General features: G+C 63.3%; 13 protein-coding genes. 9 read left to right on the forward strand and 4 right to left on the reverse strand.

The annotated features are described in order from the left end of the window. Positions 1-198: 198 nt before the first annotated feature. A complete protein-coding gene (locus tag ACNQP3_RS17600; RefSeq protein WP_012273120.1) occupies positions 199-1497 on the forward strand; it encodes an NAD(P)/FAD-dependent oxidoreductase in 1299 nt (432 codons plus the stop codon). A gap of 30 nt (positions 1498-1527) precedes the next feature. After that, positions 1528-1893 carry a cupin domain-containing protein gene (locus tag ACNQP3_RS17605; protein WP_264316292.1) on the forward strand — a complete coding sequence of 122 codons (366 nt, stop codon included), beginning with the start codon at positions 1528-1530 and terminating at the stop codon, positions 1891-1893. On the opposite strand, the gene feaR is transcribed toward ACNQP3_RS17605, so the two are convergent. From feaR to ACNQP3_RS17620, 3 genes are all read right to left on the reverse strand, one after another. Continuing rightward, positions 1875-2819: a transcriptional regulator FeaR gene (feaR, locus tag ACNQP3_RS17610; protein ID WP_012273122.1), complete on the reverse strand. Its 945-nt coding sequence runs from the start codon at positions 2817-2819 to the stop codon at positions 1875-1877. The two genes, ACNQP3_RS17605 and feaR, sit on opposite strands and share 19 nt — an antisense overlap. Before the next feature lie 113 nt (positions 2820-2932). Next, entirely contained in the window at positions 2933-3505 is a 573-nt protein-coding gene (locus tag ACNQP3_RS17615) for a DUF3156 family protein (RefSeq protein ID WP_012273123.1), read from the reverse strand. After that, the gene (locus ACNQP3_RS17620; protein WP_060492726.1) at positions 3486-4982 is read right to left on the reverse strand and encodes an APC family permease; all 1497 of its coding nucleotides are present in this window, start codon (positions 4980-4982) and stop codon (positions 3486-3488) included. Before ACNQP3_RS17620 ends, ACNQP3_RS17615 begins: the two co-directional genes overlap by 20 nt. Before the next feature lie 376 nt (positions 4983-5358). Here ACNQP3_RS17620 and ACNQP3_RS17625 point away from each other — a divergent pair, with 376 nt between their 5' ends. The 6 genes from ACNQP3_RS17625 to ACNQP3_RS17650 all read left to right on the forward strand — a co-directional run bounded on the left by ACNQP3_RS17625 (position 5359) and on the right by ACNQP3_RS17650 (position 12838). After that, positions 5359-6846 (forward strand): aldehyde dehydrogenase family protein, encoded by a 1488-nt coding sequence (locus ACNQP3_RS17625; protein ID WP_264316293.1) that lies wholly within the window; start codon positions 5359-5361, stop codon positions 6844-6846. 178 nt (positions 6847-7024) lie between these two features. Continuing rightward, the gene (locus tag ACNQP3_RS17630) at positions 7025-8335 is read left to right on the forward strand and encodes a hypothetical protein (protein ID WP_060492728.1); all 1311 of its coding nucleotides are present in this window, start codon (positions 7025-7027) and stop codon (positions 8333-8335) included. A 216-nt stretch (positions 8336-8551) separates the two neighbouring features. Then, the gene (locus ACNQP3_RS17635) at positions 8552-9769 is read left to right on the forward strand and encodes a multidrug effflux MFS transporter (protein ID WP_060492729.1); all 1218 of its coding nucleotides are present in this window, start codon (positions 8552-8554) and stop codon (positions 9767-9769) included. A gap of 125 nt (positions 9770-9894) precedes the next feature. Next, complete coding sequence (locus tag ACNQP3_RS17640) at positions 9895-11034, forward strand: tyramine oxidase subunit B (protein ID WP_012273128.1); 1140 nt, start codon at positions 9895-9897, stop codon at positions 11032-11034. 32 nt (positions 11035-11066) lie between these two features. Beyond that, positions 11067-11489 (forward strand): RidA family protein, encoded by a 423-nt coding sequence (locus ACNQP3_RS17645; RefSeq protein WP_012273129.1) that lies wholly within the window; start codon positions 11067-11069, stop codon positions 11487-11489. Positions 11490-11542: 53 nt separating this feature from the next. Then, positions 11543-12838, forward strand: a complete 1296-nt coding sequence (locus ACNQP3_RS17650; protein WP_012273130.1) for an NAD(P)/FAD-dependent oxidoreductase — start codon at positions 11543-11545, stop codon at positions 12836-12838. A gap of 150 nt (positions 12839-12988) precedes the next feature. On the opposite strand, the gene ACNQP3_RS17655 is transcribed toward ACNQP3_RS17650, so the two are convergent. Further along, a complete protein-coding gene (locus tag ACNQP3_RS17655; protein ID WP_012273131.1) occupies positions 12989-15034 on the reverse strand; it encodes a TonB-dependent receptor family protein in 2046 nt (681 codons plus the stop codon). A gap of 216 nt (positions 15035-15250) precedes the next feature. Between ACNQP3_RS17655 and ACNQP3_RS17660 the strand changes: the two genes are divergently transcribed. Further along, positions 15251-15493, forward strand: a complete 243-nt coding sequence (locus tag ACNQP3_RS17660; protein ID WP_012273132.1) for a DUF1654 domain-containing protein — start codon at positions 15251-15253, stop codon at positions 15491-15493. Positions 15494-15498: the final 5 nt, after the last annotated feature.

The following is a 15498-nucleotide window of genomic DNA, read 5'->3' on the forward strand; positions in this document are numbered from 1 at the left end:
ACAATCATTAATACATTAATAGAATGTTTTCTACCCATTGCCAAGAAGCAGCGCCAGCCGCCGATTGCGTGTGGCAGGCTGGTTACACTTGCTGGCAGGCAAGCGCAAGACAGCTGATGATCGGCAGGCGCTCAATGGCCTCATGTGCCAGCGCCCGGCAAACGGCCCTATCACAATTCCAATTCAGCAGGCTGCGTCATGATCACCCTCGAGAGCCCCACGTATTACTCGGCGACCAAGAAGTACAACCTGAATTTCCCCACCCTGGAAAATGACATCGAAGCCGATGTCGTGGTGATCGGCGGTGGCTTCTCCGGTATCAACACCGCGCTGGAGCTGGCAGAACAGGGTGTGGCCAATGTGGTCGTGCTCGAAGCCCGCTACCTGGGCTACGGCGGTACCGGGCGCAACGGTGGGCAGATCATGGCAGGTATCGGCCACGACCTGGAAAACATCCGCAGCAGCGTGGGTGACCAAGGCGTGAAGGAAATGTTCGAGATCAGCGAGCTGGGCGCAGGCATCATCAAGGAACGCATCGCCCGCTACGCCATCGACGCCGACTTTTGCCACGGCTATGGCTACATGGGCTTCAACCACCGCCAGGAACAAACCCTGCGCAAGTGGGAAAAGGCATTCAAGGCAATCAACACCCGCGACGAAATCCGCTTTCTCGGCGGCAGTGAGGTGCACCAGATCATCGGCAGCACCGCCTACAGCAGCGCCCTGCTGCATATGGGCGGTGGCCATGTGCATTCACTGAACCTGCTGCTGGGCGAAGCACAGGCGCTGGTCAGCCATGGCGCGCGCATCTTCGAACACAGCCCGGCCCTGGAAGTGACCTACGGCGAACGCATCAAGGTCCGCACCGGCCGCGGTTCGGTACGCGCCAGCAAGCTGCTGTGGGCGTGCGACAGCTTCCTCAACAAGCTGGAGCCGGAGCTGCACGCACGCACCATCAACACCTATGCCTTCCAGATGATGACCGAGCCGTTGCCGGATGAACTGATCGAGCGTATCAGCCCGATACGTGGTGCCTACAGCGATATCCGCCCGGTGATCGACTACTACCGGGTCACGCGTGAGAACCGCCTGCTGTTCGGCGCCGCCACCCCCTTCGTCGAGCACGTTCCGCTGGACCTGAAGGCCTGGAACCGCGCGCTGATGCTGAAGATTTTTCCCTACCTGAAAAACGTGCGCATCGACCTGGCCTGGGGCGGACCAATGGCCACCAGTGCCAACCTGTTTCCGCAAATCGGCACCCTCGGCAACCGGCCCAATGCCTTCTACGTGCAGGGTTACTCCGGCTTTGGCGTCACCCCCAGCCACATCATCTGCAAGATCCTCGCCGAGGGCATGCTCGAAGGCTCCAGGCGCTATGACCTGGTCAGTTCGGTCAAGCATGCGCGCATCCTCGGCAAGGACTACCTGCGCCCGCTGCTGCTCACCGCCGGCAAGACCGTGCACCAGCTGTCTGGCTACTTCAACGGCCGCCGCTGAACCTGTTCGACTCAACCCTGGAGAACTGCCATGACCCTTACCGCCGCCAAGCAAGGCGTACAATTATCCGAACTCGATGCCTGGGGCAGCGTTGCCGATTTGGGCTCGGAAATACTCGAAGGCGACGTGAAAGCCTTTGGCAAGATGACCTACGGCGCGCCTGACGACGCGGTCAGCAGTGCTTATTTCGGCACTACGCGCGGCAAGTTCCGCATGGTCTACCCGTTCGACGAACAGGCCGTGATCGTGACCGGCGAAATCCAGCTGACCGATGAATCCAACGGCCAGGTCACCCGCTACAAGCCCGGTGATGCCTGGTTCGTGACCAAGGGCACCCCGGTGCTTTGGGAAGTGTTGAGCGATTCATTCGTCAAGCATTACCTGGCGGTGGCCTGAGCCCGGTAGTCCTTGGGCGAGCGTTCGAACTGCTTCTTGAACGAACGGCTGAAATGCGCCGAGTCGGTAAACCCCCACTTGTAGGCGATCGAGGTGATCGACTCGCCCTTGAAGAACGGGTTGGCCAGATCATCGGCGCTGCGCATCAGGCGCGCCCGCTGAATGTAGCGGCACACGCTATCCCCCTCCTCCTCGAACAGCCGATACAGGTGGCGTACCGAGATGTTAAGGCGCCCGGCAAGGTTGGCTGGGGTCAGCCCAGGCTGTGACAGCGACTCGTCGATCACCTGTTGCACATAGCCGCGCAGGTTGGCACCGCTCAATGCCCCAAGGTTGCCCGGCGCCTCGCCATTACGCTCGAAGCCCGGCTCCAGCAAGGCGATGAAGGCGGTCTGCAGCGCATCACCCTGGGCACCATCACCGCTGACGTTGCCGTCCTTGCACAGCTGGTCCATCAACACATGCAGCATGCGCCCGCAGGCGTTGCTCGACGATATCTTGCCGAACATCGGGCCGCTGCCCTGCACGTACTTGCGCACCTGCTCGCGCGACAGCGCCAGCGAGACATGCTCGATCAGGCCGCTAGGGGTGATTTCACAACGCCCGACCGAATCCATCAGCAGCAGCTCACCCGGCGCCAGGCTAACCTGCAGGCCACCCTGAGATACAGTGGAGTGACCCGCACGCTGGCTGACCAGAAAGCAATGCTGGTCATCGTCGAGCGTGGGGTTTTCGCCCAGCCGACGGATGTTGCCGGCATTGGTGCGCAGGTTGGCCAGCGGCAAGCCAGCGCGGGAAAAGGTGGAGACCTCGCCGATGAACAGCGAGTGATTGGACGCAAGCTCCGTCTCGAAACGGCCACAGATCTGTTGCATGGCCGTGGTCCAGCGTTCCAGCCCCTGACGGTTGGATTGTTGAGTATGCATGGCTGCCCTCGACGCAGGATTTGTTGTTATGCGCACATTGTTAACATGTTATCAATGCACGCACAACTGTCATCATTGGTCGTTAGACACAGCAAGGCATGTGCCAAGCTGCGTCAGAGGCTGGGGAGCAAACGGCTGAACTGAGCCAGGCTGGCCATCAGGTGCGCCCGCTGTTGCGGGCTGATAGGGATGTAGCGACGAAACGCCGGCATACGGTTGACCACTTCGCTGCCGCCCATGTGCTCCAGCGTCAGCAGCCATTGACCGTCGCGACAGGCCAGGCTCAGGCGCTTGAAATCCAGCGGCATCAGCGCCGCCACCAGCGCGGTCTGCTGCAGCAAGCGGTCGCGCAACTGAGCGAAGCGTGCCCGATCACCCTTGCGGTACACGCAGGCAAGGCCGGTACGGCGCAGCGCACCGGTATGGCGCAGCTCCAGGCTGACCTCGCCTTGTTGCGGGGCAGGCAACTGCAGCTGGAACTCACAGGTGACGATGTGCATCAGCAGGTGGGCCTCGACGCGTTCGTGCACCTTGGCCTGCCAGCCCTGAGCCGGGTCGTGGAGCACCCCCGCAACTGCAAGGTCCTGCTGCCCCAGGTTGCGCGCCAAGCACATCAGCGTCGCCCCTGGGCGGTAACCTGAAGGCGCCCGAGGCGCCAGCAGGTGCTCACGCAAACTTCTGATCATGCTGCAGGTGCTCCACGGCGTGGCCAGGTTCGGCGGCGAATTCTTTCTCAAGCACATCCTCGACCCGCGCCGGCTTGAACGGGTTGACCTTCTGCACGCACAGCGTCCAGAACAACGCGTAGGCCGCCGTAGCACCGAGCATGATGGCGAACGGCACGTAGACATCGGCGGGGTTCATGCCTGGCGGCGTGATGAACGCCATGCCGATCAGGATGCCGCTGCTCGAGAGGATCTGCGGCAGCGGGAACAGCGGCGAGCGGTAGGCACGCGGCAGGTCCGGGCGACGGATGCGCAAAATCACCACCGATAGCGTCACCAGCAGGTAGGCGGTGCTCCAGGCGCACACGGCGGCCAGCACCAGGTGCAGGATGTTGTCCGGGTTGCCACCCAGGTACCAGGCATGCAGGCAAGGGATCAACGCCACCACCAGAATGCACAGCAGCGGCGTCTTGAAGCGCGGGTGCAGGTAGGTGAACACCTTGGGCAACGCGCCGTCGACCGCCATGCCATAGAGAATGCGCGGTACGCCGGCCATCAGTGTGTTGATGGTCGCCGCACCGGCGAACAGGAATCCGATACCAAGCCACACCGGGCCGATGTCGCCCATCACCTGCTCGGCGAAGCGCGGGATGGCCATGGGCGTGTCCAGCAGGTGCACGCCACTGGCGGCATCCAGCACCACGTTTTCCACCTGGCGCTTCATCGCCGCACCGTAGATGAACATGCAACTGGCAACGCCGAACAGGCCCAGCGCCATGGCCCGTGGCAGCACCCAGGCCGAGCGTCGCAGCTCGGGCGCCAGCGGCGTGACGAACTCGCAGCCGACGAACATGAACATGGCCATGCCGACCAACGACAGGATGGTCATCAGGTCGGTGCCCACCAGCGACACGCCGAACGGGCCGTCCAGCTCCACCGCAGGTGCTGCGATCAGGCCCAGCACGCCGAACACCATCAAGGTGGTCCACATGCCGAAGGTCAGCACCACTTCGGCGCGGCTGAACGCGCTGACGCCAAAGGCATTGAGCACCGCGAACGCCACCACGAAACACACCCCCAGCAACCACGAACCACCGGCTGACTCTGCCAGGGTGTTGAGGTGCTCGAAGTTCACCAGCGCCATCACCCCCGACAGGATGGTTTCGGCGGTACCGGCGAACACATGCACGATCAGGTAGGCCGACAGTGTGCCGGTGATGGCGAAGAAGCGGCCCATGCCGCAGTTGATGTAGTCGTACACCGAGCCCGTGGTCGGCAGGATCGACGCCGCCTCGGCAAAGGTGGTGGATTGCGCCAGCATCATCAGTGCGGCCATGACCATGGCCACAGCGAAGGCGCTGCCGCCGATGCCAAAGCCCATGGTTGCGGTGAGGATCACCGGGCTGGCCATGATCAGCCCGACGGTGCTGGCCAGTGCGGTGGGGAAACCGACCGTGCCGCGGTTGAGGTGCTCGGTGAGCTTGTTATTGAGTGACATCGTTATGCCCCGGCTTGTTTTTGTGGCGTTGAACGAGTGATTACTGTGCGCTGCAGGTGGCATGCCGTCTTGCCGATGGCTGCCGCCGGGCTTGTTGCTGCCTGCCAGCAATCAGCTCCAGAGCCTGGCGATGCCCCTGTAGGAGCGGCCTTGTGTCGCGATCGGGCCGCAAAGCGGCCCCGGCGATATTGGCTGTGATGCAAAAAACGGGGGCTGCTGCGCAGCCCGATCGCGACACAAGGCCGCTCCTACAAGGGATCGCGCAAGGCTGACTCATCGCTTGGCAGCCACAGTCATGCCCCTGTCACGCAGGCACAAGAACCGCTCTGCCCCGCTCACTAAGCTGCAAGCTTTGGCCACCTGCCCCGGAGTTTGCATGAGCGACATCACCCTCCTACCTGCCGTCACGGCCTTCCTGGCCCGCGAGCATGGCGTGTTCATCCACGGCCAGCACCTCGCCAGCCAGTCGTCGTCGACAATCGCCGTGGTCAACCCAGCCAACGGCCAGACCATCGCCCACATCGCCGACGCCAACCAGGCCGATGTCGACCATGCCGTCAGCTCCTCGCGCCAAGGCTTTGCCACCTGGTCGCACACCAGCCCCGCCGCCCGCGCGGCGGTGCTGTTCAAGCTGGCCGACCTGCTGGAAGCCTACCGCGAAGAGCTGGCGCAGCTGGAAACTGTGCAGTCCGGCAAACTGATTGGTATCTCCCGCGCCTTCGAAGTAGAGCAGGCCGCGCACTTCCTGCGCTACTACGCCGGCTGGGCCACCAAGATCACCGGCCAGACCATCACCCCGTCGCTGCCCTCGTTCGCCGGTGAGCGCTACAGTGCCTTCACCCTGCGCGAGCCGATCGGCGTGGTGGTGGGCATCGTGCCGTGGAACTTCGCCACCATGATCGCCATCTGGAAGCTGGCCTCGGCCCTGACCACCGGCTGCAGCATCATCCTCAAGCCGAGTGAATTTACCCCACTGACGCTGCTGCGCATCGCCGAACTGGCCACACAAGCCGGCCTGCCGGCCGGGGCGCTGAACGTGCTGACCGGTGGCGGCCTGGTGGGCAAGGCACTGATCGAGCACGCCGGTACCGACAAAGTTTCATTCACCGGCTCGGTCCCAACCGGCATCGCCGTCGGCCAGGCTGCCATGGGTGCCAAGCTGACCCGGGCGACACTGGAACTGGGTGGCAAGAATGCGGTGGCCTTCCTGCCCGATGTGGCAACCGACAAGGCCGTGGACGGCATCATCGAAGCCGGCTTCCTGCACTCGGGGCAAATCTGCGCGGCTGGCGAACGCTTCTACGTGCACCATTCGCGCATCGACCCGTTGCTGGACGCGCTGTCCCAGCGCCTGGGCCAACTGAAGATCGGCTCGCCGCTGGACGAATCCACTCAGTTCGGCCCGGTGGCCAACAAGCCACACCAGCAGAAGCTGGCGGAACTGTTCGCCACTGCGCGCGCCGAAGGTAGCCAAATCATCCATGGCGGCAAGCTGGGCGACGGCCCCGGTTGCTTTGTCGAACCTACGGTAATCCTCGCCAGGTCGGCCAACGACACCCTGCTCAACCAGGAAACCTTTGGCCCGGTGGCGACCTTCCTGCCGTATGACGACGAAGACGAGCTGCTGCAGTTGATGAACGCCTCGCCCTACGGCCTCAGTGCCAGCCTGTGGACCAACGACCTGGGCAAGGCCATGCGCATGATCCCGCAAATCCAGGCCGGCACCCTGTGGGTGAACATGCACACACTACTCGACCCGGCTGTGCCGTTTGGTGGCATCAAGGCATCCGGCGTTGGCCGCGAGTTCGGCTCGGCGTTCATCGATGACTTCACCGAACTCAAGTCGGTGATGATTCGCTACTGACCACACCCCTTGGCCAAGGCGTGCAAACGCCTTGGCAGCCACGAACAAGACCCCGCCCTACCGCACACGCCCTAATAGGCCATCGCCGCCAACCGCGATGGCCCCTCGCCAGACCGAGGGTGCCCCCGAACAACAAGGGCCGCCTTGCAGGCGGCCGAGAAAAACGAGGGATGTGCAAATGGTCAAACCACAGACGCTGTCCAGCCTGGCACTGGCAACCTTGCTGGCCAGCCAGGCCGCGCCGGCCGTTGAGCTGTACGCCGACGAGGACAGCCACCTGAACGCCGACATGCTGGCGGTATGGGGCATGTTCAATAGCCGCAAGAACTACGACGGCACCACGGGCGGCTCGACCTGGCGCGAAGGCTTCATCAAGTATGGCCTCAGCGGTGACCAGGGCCTGGCCGGCAACGGCACGCTGTATGGCAGCCTGAACTGGGTAAGCTCGGCCACCTGGGGCGACGGCGATGCGGCCGGCAATACCGATGGTTCGGAACGCACCACCAAGATCGAGGACGCCTTCCTGGGTTGGCGCTCAGGCGATCTGTTCCCGGTATTGGGCAAGGATGGCGTGGACCTTTCCGCAGGCCGCCAGACCATTCGCCTGGGCAGTGGTTTCCTGATCAACGACGACGGCCCGAACCTCGGTAATGGCGTGGCCGACGGCGCCCTCGATCGGGGTGGTGCCTACTATCTGGCCGCCCGCCATGCCTTCGACCGCACCGCCATGCTGCGCCTGGGTGGCAGCGATGGCCTGCATGGCAGCCTGCTGTGGCTGAAATCCGACAACCGCGCCCAGGCCGAAACCGAACTGGCCGCTGGCACGCTGGACTACACCCACGCCCTGGGCACTTTGGGGCTGACCTGGATTCACGGCATCGACGTCGCCGACCAGTGGGCCAGCGAGTTCCAGAAAGCCCGCGAAGGCATGGACGTGTACAGCCTGCGCGGCGAAGGCAGCGCCGGCATCGACAATGCCAGCTTCGCCTTTGAGTACGCTTGGCAGGACAAGACCGACGGCCCCGAGCAAGCCTGGTACCTGCAGGCCGGCTACACCTTCGCCGACCTGCCCTGGGCACCGTCGATCACCTACCGCTACACCCGCTACTCAGCCGGCTGGGACTCGCTGTTCAGCGGCTTGTCCTCCGGTTATGGCACCTGGTTCCAGGGCGAAGTCGCCGCCAACTACGCCGGCCCGTTCAACAGCAATACCGGCATCCACCATGTGGGCGTGAAGGCGACGCCGTTGGAAAACCTCACGGTTGGCGCGCTGTACTTCGATTTCGACACCGTACGCACCCGCGATAGCCTCAACCTCGATGCCAGGGAGCTGGACCTGTATGTGGAATGGGCAGTCAACGACCACCTGATCATCAGCCCGCTGGTGGGCCTGTACCAGCCACGCAAGGATGAAAGCAACGGTGGCAATCAGGTCGGCGGCAACGGCACCAACGTGTACAGCCAGCTGACCGTGGCCGTGCCGTTCTAAAGCAACCACTAAAGGCTTTCGGAATACCCGTGGGAGCGGGCATGCCCGCGAAGAAGGCGACTCGGTGTATGGCACCGGCTTTGCCGGTGTTCGCGGGCATGCCCGCTCCCACAGGGATGGGTGACTGACCTCCAGAAGCGTTTGACCTTCTCTGATTGGGCAAACAAGATTCGCCAACCTACCGATCGGTAGGCGAAAAAACAGACAGAGAAGACCATGCACGCAGATCCCTCTCCCCCAATACGTTTCAGCTTCGCCCTGGGCCTCGGCCTGATTGGCGCACTCGGCCCTTCCGCCGTCGACATGTACCTGTCGAGCCTGCCGGAAATCGCCAGCCACTATCAGGCCAGTTTCACGCGTGTGCAGCTGACGCTGACCTTCTTCCTGCTGGCCATGGGCGCCGGCCAGCTGATCTTCGGCCCCATCGTCGACGCCTATGGCCGGCGCAAACCGCTGCTGGCCGGCCTGCTGCTGTTCATCCTCTGCTCACTCGGCGCAGCCGCGGCCCCCAGCCTCGACACCCTGATCATGCTGCGCTTCTTCCAGGGGCTGGGCAGCGCGCTGACCCTGGTCGTGATCATGAGCATGGTGCGTGATGTGAGCCAGGGCGTTGCCGCGACCAAACTGTTCGCCCTGCTGATGACCATCGAAGGTGTGGCACCGATCCTGGCACCGGCCCTGGGCGGCGTGATCGACGCGCATTTCGGCTGGCGCGCGGTGATGTTGGTACTCGCCGGCATGGGGCTGGCGGTGCTGCTCAACAGCCTGCTGAACCTGCCGGAAACCCTGCCCCCGGGCAAACGCGAACCGCTGCGCCTGGGCCACGCCTGCCGTACCTACCTGGCCATTCTGGCCGACCGCCGCTTCCTGCGCCCGACCCTAGCAGTGGCCGCGGTGTTCTTCTTCCTGTTCGCCTACATCGGCGGTGCCACCCTGGTGTACCAGGCCCACTACGGCCTGAGCGCCCAGGCCTTCGGCCTGCTGTTCGGCGCTACCGGGGTATCGATCCTGTTTGGCGCCATGGCCGCCAGCCGCCTGATCAGCCGCCTGGGCTTGAATACCCTGACCCGCCTGGGCGTGCTATGCATGGCTGGCGGCGCCTGCATCAGCCTGCTCGGTGCGCTGACCGGCCTGGGGCTGCCGGGTGTGGCTGGCGGCATGGTGGTGGCGCTGTTCGGCCTGGGCATAGCCGAATCGACGCTGATGTCGCTGGTCATGGCCTCGCAAGACAAGGCGCTGGGCTCCACCGCAGCGCTGCTGGGCGCTATTCAGCTGTCTGCATCTGCCGGCGCAGCCCCGTTGGCCGCCGTGGTGCTCGACCACGGCCCGACCGCCTGGGCCGCGCTGCTGGCCCTGTGCACCTTGGTGGTGTGCCTGCTGACCGCTCTCAGCCTGCGCGATACCCCCGCCAGCTTCTCGCTCGCTGGCCATTGAAGCCCTGGCACTGACGGTCAACTCGGCTGGCAGGCAGGCACAAGACGACCTACCAGTCGTTAGCGAAACTGGCTGCCTCGATACCAACAATAAATCCGATGGCAGCCAGCCCTGCGAGACCCGCTATGACCCTCGATACCAGAATTGACTTCATCTACCTGTCCGAGCAGGACATGATCCGCGCCGGCGTCACCGACATGCCCGCCTGTGTCGACACCATGGAAGAAATGTTCGGCTTGCTGTACCAGGGCGACTACCGCATGGCCGGCCCGAACAGCGACTCGCACGGTGCGATGATCACCTTCCCCGAGCACTCGCCCTTCCCCAATATGCCCAAGCCCACCGCCGACCGGCGCATGATGGCGATGCCAGCCTACCTCGGCGGCAACTTCCAGACCGCCGGCGCCAAGTGGTACGGCTCGAACATCGCCAACCGCGAGAAAGGCCTGCCCCGCTCGATCCTGATGTTCACCCTCAACGATGCCGACACTGGCGCACCACTGGCGCACATGTCGGCCAACCTGCTGTCGGCCTACCGTACCGGCGCCATCCCAGGCGTAGGTGCCCGCCACCTGGCGCGCAAGGACGCCAAGGTCATCGGCCTGGCCGGCCCGGGGGTGATGGGCAAAACCACGGTCGCCGCGTTCATGGCTGTCTGCCCACTGATCGACACCATCAAGATCAAGGGCCGCGGCCAGAAAAACCTGGATGCCTTCGTCGCCTGGGTCAAAGCCAGCTTCCCGCAAATCGTCAACGTCCAGGTGGTTGAAACCCTGGAAGAGGTGGTACGCGGCTCCGACCTGGTCACCTACTGCAGCTCGGGCGAAGTGGGCGACCCCAGCCAGTACCCCCTGGTGCGTCGCGAATGGGTCAAGCCTGGCGCATTCCTGGCGATGCCAGCCCCGTGCAGCATCGATGCCGGCATGGAGCAGGACGACGTCCGCAAGGTGGTCGACAACACCGGCCTTTACGAGGCCTGGTTCGAAGAACTGCCCAAGCCTGCGCATAACCACGTGCCGCTGGTAGGCGTGCGTTTCATGGACATGATTCACGAAGGCAAGCTGGCCGCCGAGCAGGTGGAAGACATCGGCAAGATCATCAGCGGCGACGCACCAGGGCGTCTGCATGACGACGAAATCATCCTGATGTCGGTAGGCGGCATGCCTGTCGAGGATGTGGCCTGGGGCACCGTGGTGTACCGCAAGGCGCTGGAGCAAGGCATCGGCGTGAAGCTCAACCTTTGGGAAACCCCCGTTCTCAGCTGATTCACCCATTACCGGACAACGAGGCAAAACCCATGACACAGATCACCAAACTGAAAACCGGCTCCAAATTCGAAGACATGGCCAGCTACTCCCGCCTGGTGGCGGTGGACAACTGGATTCACGTTTCCAACACCGCCGGGCGCAACCCGCAGACCCAGCTGATCCCGGAGGACGTGATCGAACAGACCCACCAGGTGTTCGCCAATATCGAAACCGCCTTGGCCGCGGTCGATGCCAGCCTGGCCGACGTCATCAATTCGCGGGTATTCATTCAGGACCCGGCCGATGTGCCGCAGGTCATGGACGTGATCGGCCAGAAGTTCCGCGGCATCGACCCGGCCACCACGGTCACCTGCCCGCCGTTGGGCTCCACCGTGTACAAGGTCGAGCTGGAAGTCACTGCCTACCGCGGTGCGGGGCAAGCGCAAGTGACCCTGATCCGCCTTGGCCAGTAAAACCGCTGGCTGCCGCTGAGCACTCCTCTGCCCGAACCACAATGAGTAAAGCCATGTCTCCCACGATCGCCCCCGTGCAAACCAGCACCCGCCACCCCGCCGCCACGACTGTGGTGATCATCGGTGGCGGCATCATCGGCCTGACTGCCGCACTGACGCTCGCCGAGCGCAACATACCGGTGGTGGTGCTGGAAAAGGGGCGCATCGCTGGCGAGCAGTCGTCGCGCAACTTGGGCTGGGTGCGCAAGACCAACCGTCACGCCCACGACATCCCCCTGGCACTGGCGGCCGACCGGCTGTGGGCCGAGATGCCAGCGCGCGTAGGCAGTGACGTTGGCTATCGCCAGGCGGGCATCATGTTCATCGGCCGCAACGACACGCAGATGGGCATGCATGAAGGCTGGCTTAAAAGTGTCGAGGCGCTGGGCCTGGATTCGCGCCTGCTGAGCGCGCGTGAAATCGCCCAGAAAGTGCCGGGTGGTCGGGCGGATTGGGCAGGCGGCATCTTCACACCCTCCGATGCCCGCGCAGAACCGACGCTGGCCGCCAGCGCCATCGCCGGTGCGGCCATTGCCAAAGGCGCGGTAGTGGTGGAGAACTGCGCGGTGCGTACGCTGGTCACCGCAACCGGCCGTATCAGCGGGGTGGTCACCGAGCAAGGCGAAATCCGCTGCGACCAGGTATTGCTGGCCGGTGGCCTATGGTCGCGCAAGTTCCTCGGCAACCTGGGCATCAACCTGCCGACCTTGCCGCTGACCTGTTCCGTGCTGCGCACCGAGCCAATGGACGGGCCTACCGATATCGCCGTCGGCGCACCGGACTTTTCGTTTCGCAAGCACAAGGACGGCGGTTACATCATCACCCAGCGCGGCGCACTGGATGCTTTCCTCACCCTCGACCACCTGCTGCTGGGCAAGCGTTACCTGCCCCAGCTGCGTGCGCAGCGGGACTTTTTGCGCATCAGCTTTGGCAAATACTTCTTCAAGGACCTGGCCCTGGCCCGGCGTTGGAAAGCCACGGATGTGACCCCTTTCGAGCGCGTAAGGGTACAAGACCCACACGCCAACCCAGCACTCAACGACGAGGCCATGCGCAACCTCAAAGCGGCCTGGCCGGTATTCGAACAGGCACGCATCGCCAGCGCCTGGGCTGGCACGATTGACGTCACCCCCGACTCCAACCCGGTAATCGGCCCGGTGGCCAGCATCCCAGGCCTGACCCTGGCCACCGGTTTTTCCGGGCATGGCTTCGGCACCTCGCCCGCTGCCGGCCAGTTGGCGGCGGACCTGGTATCCCAGGCTGCACCCCTGATTGACCCAAGCCCTTACCGCTTCGAGCGCTTCGCCTGAACTAACACGCCAGGGTGGATGAACGTGCTGTACTCGGTGTACAGCCTACCCAATGGTGCCCTGGGCGCCAGTCCCGAAGGGAGATAGAGGGGGCGCTTCGCGCCCCCAGCATCATCGCCGCGTGGAGCGACACCCAAGATGGCCACGAAGCTATCTGAACTGGTACTCCAACCCCGCCCCCGCATACCACGATCGCCCAGGCGCTGCCTCGTAATAACGCCCGTTGCTGTCGCCAACGATCACCGACCCCACATACTGCCGGTCGAACAGGTTGTCCAAACGCACCAGTTGATGGAACGTCCAGGGCCCGACGTGCTGTTCGAAACGCGTCCGCCAGTTGAATACGGCATACGCAGGTGCCGGTTTGGCGTTGTTGCTGTCGTCCACATACACCTTGCTGCGGTATTGCCCTTCTACCCCCATGCTGACCGACGGAACGGGTTTCCACACCAGCTCGCCATACAGGTTGTCGAGCGGCACACCCGGCAGCCGGTTGCCACGTTCGATGGCCGAACTGACATCTTCGGCATAGCGCGCATCGGTGCGGGTGTACACCACCGTGGTCTGCCATTGCTCGCCCAGGTCACTCTGCAGGCTCGCCTCGAAACCGCGTCTTGTCGTGCGCCCTGCATTGCGATAACTGGTGCGGCCAGCCGTAGCGTTGGCAACGACGATTTCGTCATCGGTTTGAATTTCATACACCGCCGCATTCAAGCGCGTGCGTTCGCCCAGGCGATACTTCACACCCACTTCATACTGCATGCTGGTGGCAGGTTTGAGCCCGAAGTTGAAACGTTCGACCTCACCCGGCGCATAGGCCATTTCGGCCTGCGTGGGGGTTTCGAAACCTTTACCAACGCTTGCGTAGCCGCGCAGGTCGGGGGTGAACGCATACATCACCGACAGCGACGGGGTGGCCTGCTGGTACGTCTTCGAACCACTCGAATCACCGTTGGCCAGGTAATGGTCATCGACGCGCATTTTCATGGTGCTGTAGCGCAGCCCCAGTTCGCTGGTCCAGTTGCCGATTTCCCAGTGCGCCTGCAGGTAGGGGTCCAGGCTGGTGGCCGTGTCCTGCTCGTCGCGGCGCAGTTCGCCCTTGACGCCCAACTGGTCGCCGCTGAAGTTCTGGTAGCCGCGGCGGTCATCCGTGCTCTGGTCGTAATCGGCGCCGACGGTGAACGTGAGGTTACCGGGCACCTCGACAACCGGCTGGATCCAGCGCAGGGTGCCGCCGTGGAATTCGCGGTCGAAGTCAACGACTCCGCCACCACGCTGCACGTTTGAAGGTGCTTTTTCTGATATGGACAGGTACTGCACAACACTGCGTCGCCCCGCGTACAGGTTGAACTGCAATGTGGCATCACCGAAATAGCGCTCGTAGTTCATGCCCAGCTGTTGATGATCGATGCTTTTACGCGTGTTGTATTTCTCTGCCTCGACCGCGGTAGAACGAGGGTCGTGCTTGTAGGCATCCCACTTCTGCCCCAGCGGGTCCTGCGTGTCGTTCTGCTCCAGGCTGCTGTAGATCAGCGCCATGCGCGAGTCGTCGTCGGGCTTGAAATTGACCTTGGCGAACGTCTGGTCGCGGCGTGCTGCACTGTGGTCGCGGTAACCATCGGTGTCCATGCGCGAGGCATCCAGCACGAAACCGGCGGTGTCGTTACCGCCCTCGGCGGACAGGTGATTCTTGTTGAAGCCGTCACTGCCGAACGTGGTTTCAGCGCCAACGCGGGCCGGGCCCTGCCCGTCGCGGGTGAACATCTGGATCACGCCACCGGCGTTGCTGCCATACAACGTCGCAGCCGGGCCACGCAGCACCTCGATGCGCTCGGCCACGTCCAGGTTCAGTGTGGCTGCCTGCCCTTGCCCGTCGGGGGTACTGGCAGGAATACCATCGCTCAGCAACTTGATACCGCGCACACCGAACGCTGAACGGGCACCGTAGCCCCGTGAGGAAATCTGCAGGTCCTGGGCATAGTTCTGCCGGTTCTGCACCACCAGGCCGGGCACCTTGCTCAGCACTTCCGACAGGTTGACGCCAAGCTGGCCATCAGTGCCGTGGGACAGGTCAACGGTATCGACCGAAAACGGCAGGTCAAAGCTGCTGGTGGGCGTGTAGGCGCCGGTAACCACCAGCGGATCCATGACGACGACATCGGGCGAATGGGCCCTGGCAACGCTATTGGCGCTCATGCCGCCTGCAAACAGCAGGGCCAGGCTTGTAGATGAGGGAACACGAAAAAGAAATCGATACATGCGCAGCTTCCGGAAATTGCCGGTATTACACCAGACCAGCAGCGCCAGCGCGAACGCCAAGACGGGTTAACGCTGGATTTCCTCTGGCAAGCTGTTGCGATTTTACTTACAGTGAAATACTGTATGCACATACAGCAAAATAAGGAATTCCCTGTGTCCAGCACCGCCTCTGCCACCCCGAGCAGCTATGAACAGCTGGGTGTACGCATCCAGAAGATCATCAACAGCCCCACCGCCCAGCGCAGCCGTGCGGCGCTGATCTTCCGCCTGGAACAGGAAAGCCCGGATGACTGGGAGACGCTGCTCGAGGAAATCGCCGAGAACGACAACGTCACCCTCGCCCACCGGGACGATGGCGGCGTGCAGATTTTCTGGACCGTGCCGAAGGAAGACTGACCACG

Origin of the sequence: Pseudomonas sp. LFS074 (assembly GCF_047978165.1) — a bacterium.
GTDB classification, from domain to species: Bacteria; Pseudomonadota; Gammaproteobacteria; order Pseudomonadales; family Pseudomonadaceae; genus Aquipseudomonas; species Aquipseudomonas putida_P.

Excerpts from the sequence above, each read along its gene's own strand:
- ACNQP3_RS17645 (WP_012273129.1), top strand. The coding sequence starts at position 11,067 with ATGACACAGATCACCAAACTGAAAACCGGCTCCAAATTCGAAGACATG.
- ACNQP3_RS17655 (WP_012273131.1), bottom strand. The coding sequence starts at position 15,034 with ATGAGCGCCAATAGCGTTGCCAGGGCCCATTCGCCCGATGTCGTCGTC.
- ACNQP3_RS17630 (WP_060492728.1), top strand. The coding sequence starts at position 7,025 with ATGGTCAAACCACAGACGCTGTCCAGCCTGGCACTGGCAACCTTGCTG.
- feaR (WP_012273122.1), bottom strand. The coding sequence starts at position 2,819 with ATGCATACTCAACAATCCAACCGTCAGGGGCTGGAACGCTGGACCACG.
- ACNQP3_RS17635 (WP_060492729.1), top strand. The coding sequence starts at position 8,552 with ATGCACGCAGATCCCTCTCCCCCAATACGTTTCAGCTTCGCCCTGGGC.
- ACNQP3_RS17615 (WP_012273123.1), bottom strand. The coding sequence starts at position 3,505 with ATGATCAGAAGTTTGCGTGAGCACCTGCTGGCGCCTCGGGCGCCTTCA.
- ACNQP3_RS17625 (WP_264316293.1), top strand. The coding sequence starts at position 5,359 with ATGAGCGACATCACCCTCCTACCTGCCGTCACGGCCTTCCTGGCCCGC.
- ACNQP3_RS17605 (WP_264316292.1), top strand. The coding sequence starts at position 1,528 with ATGACCCTTACCGCCGCCAAGCAAGGCGTACAATTATCCGAACTCGAT.
- ACNQP3_RS17600 (WP_012273120.1), top strand. The coding sequence starts at position 199 with ATGATCACCCTCGAGAGCCCCACGTATTACTCGGCGACCAAGAAGTAC.
- ACNQP3_RS17640 (WP_012273128.1), top strand. The coding sequence starts at position 9,895 with ATGACCCTCGATACCAGAATTGACTTCATCTACCTGTCCGAGCAGGAC.
- ACNQP3_RS17620 (WP_060492726.1), bottom strand. The coding sequence starts at position 4,982 with ATGTCACTCAATAACAAGCTCACCGAGCACCTCAACCGCGGCACGGTC.
- ACNQP3_RS17650 (WP_012273130.1), top strand. The coding sequence starts at position 11,543 with ATGTCTCCCACGATCGCCCCCGTGCAAACCAGCACCCGCCACCCCGCC.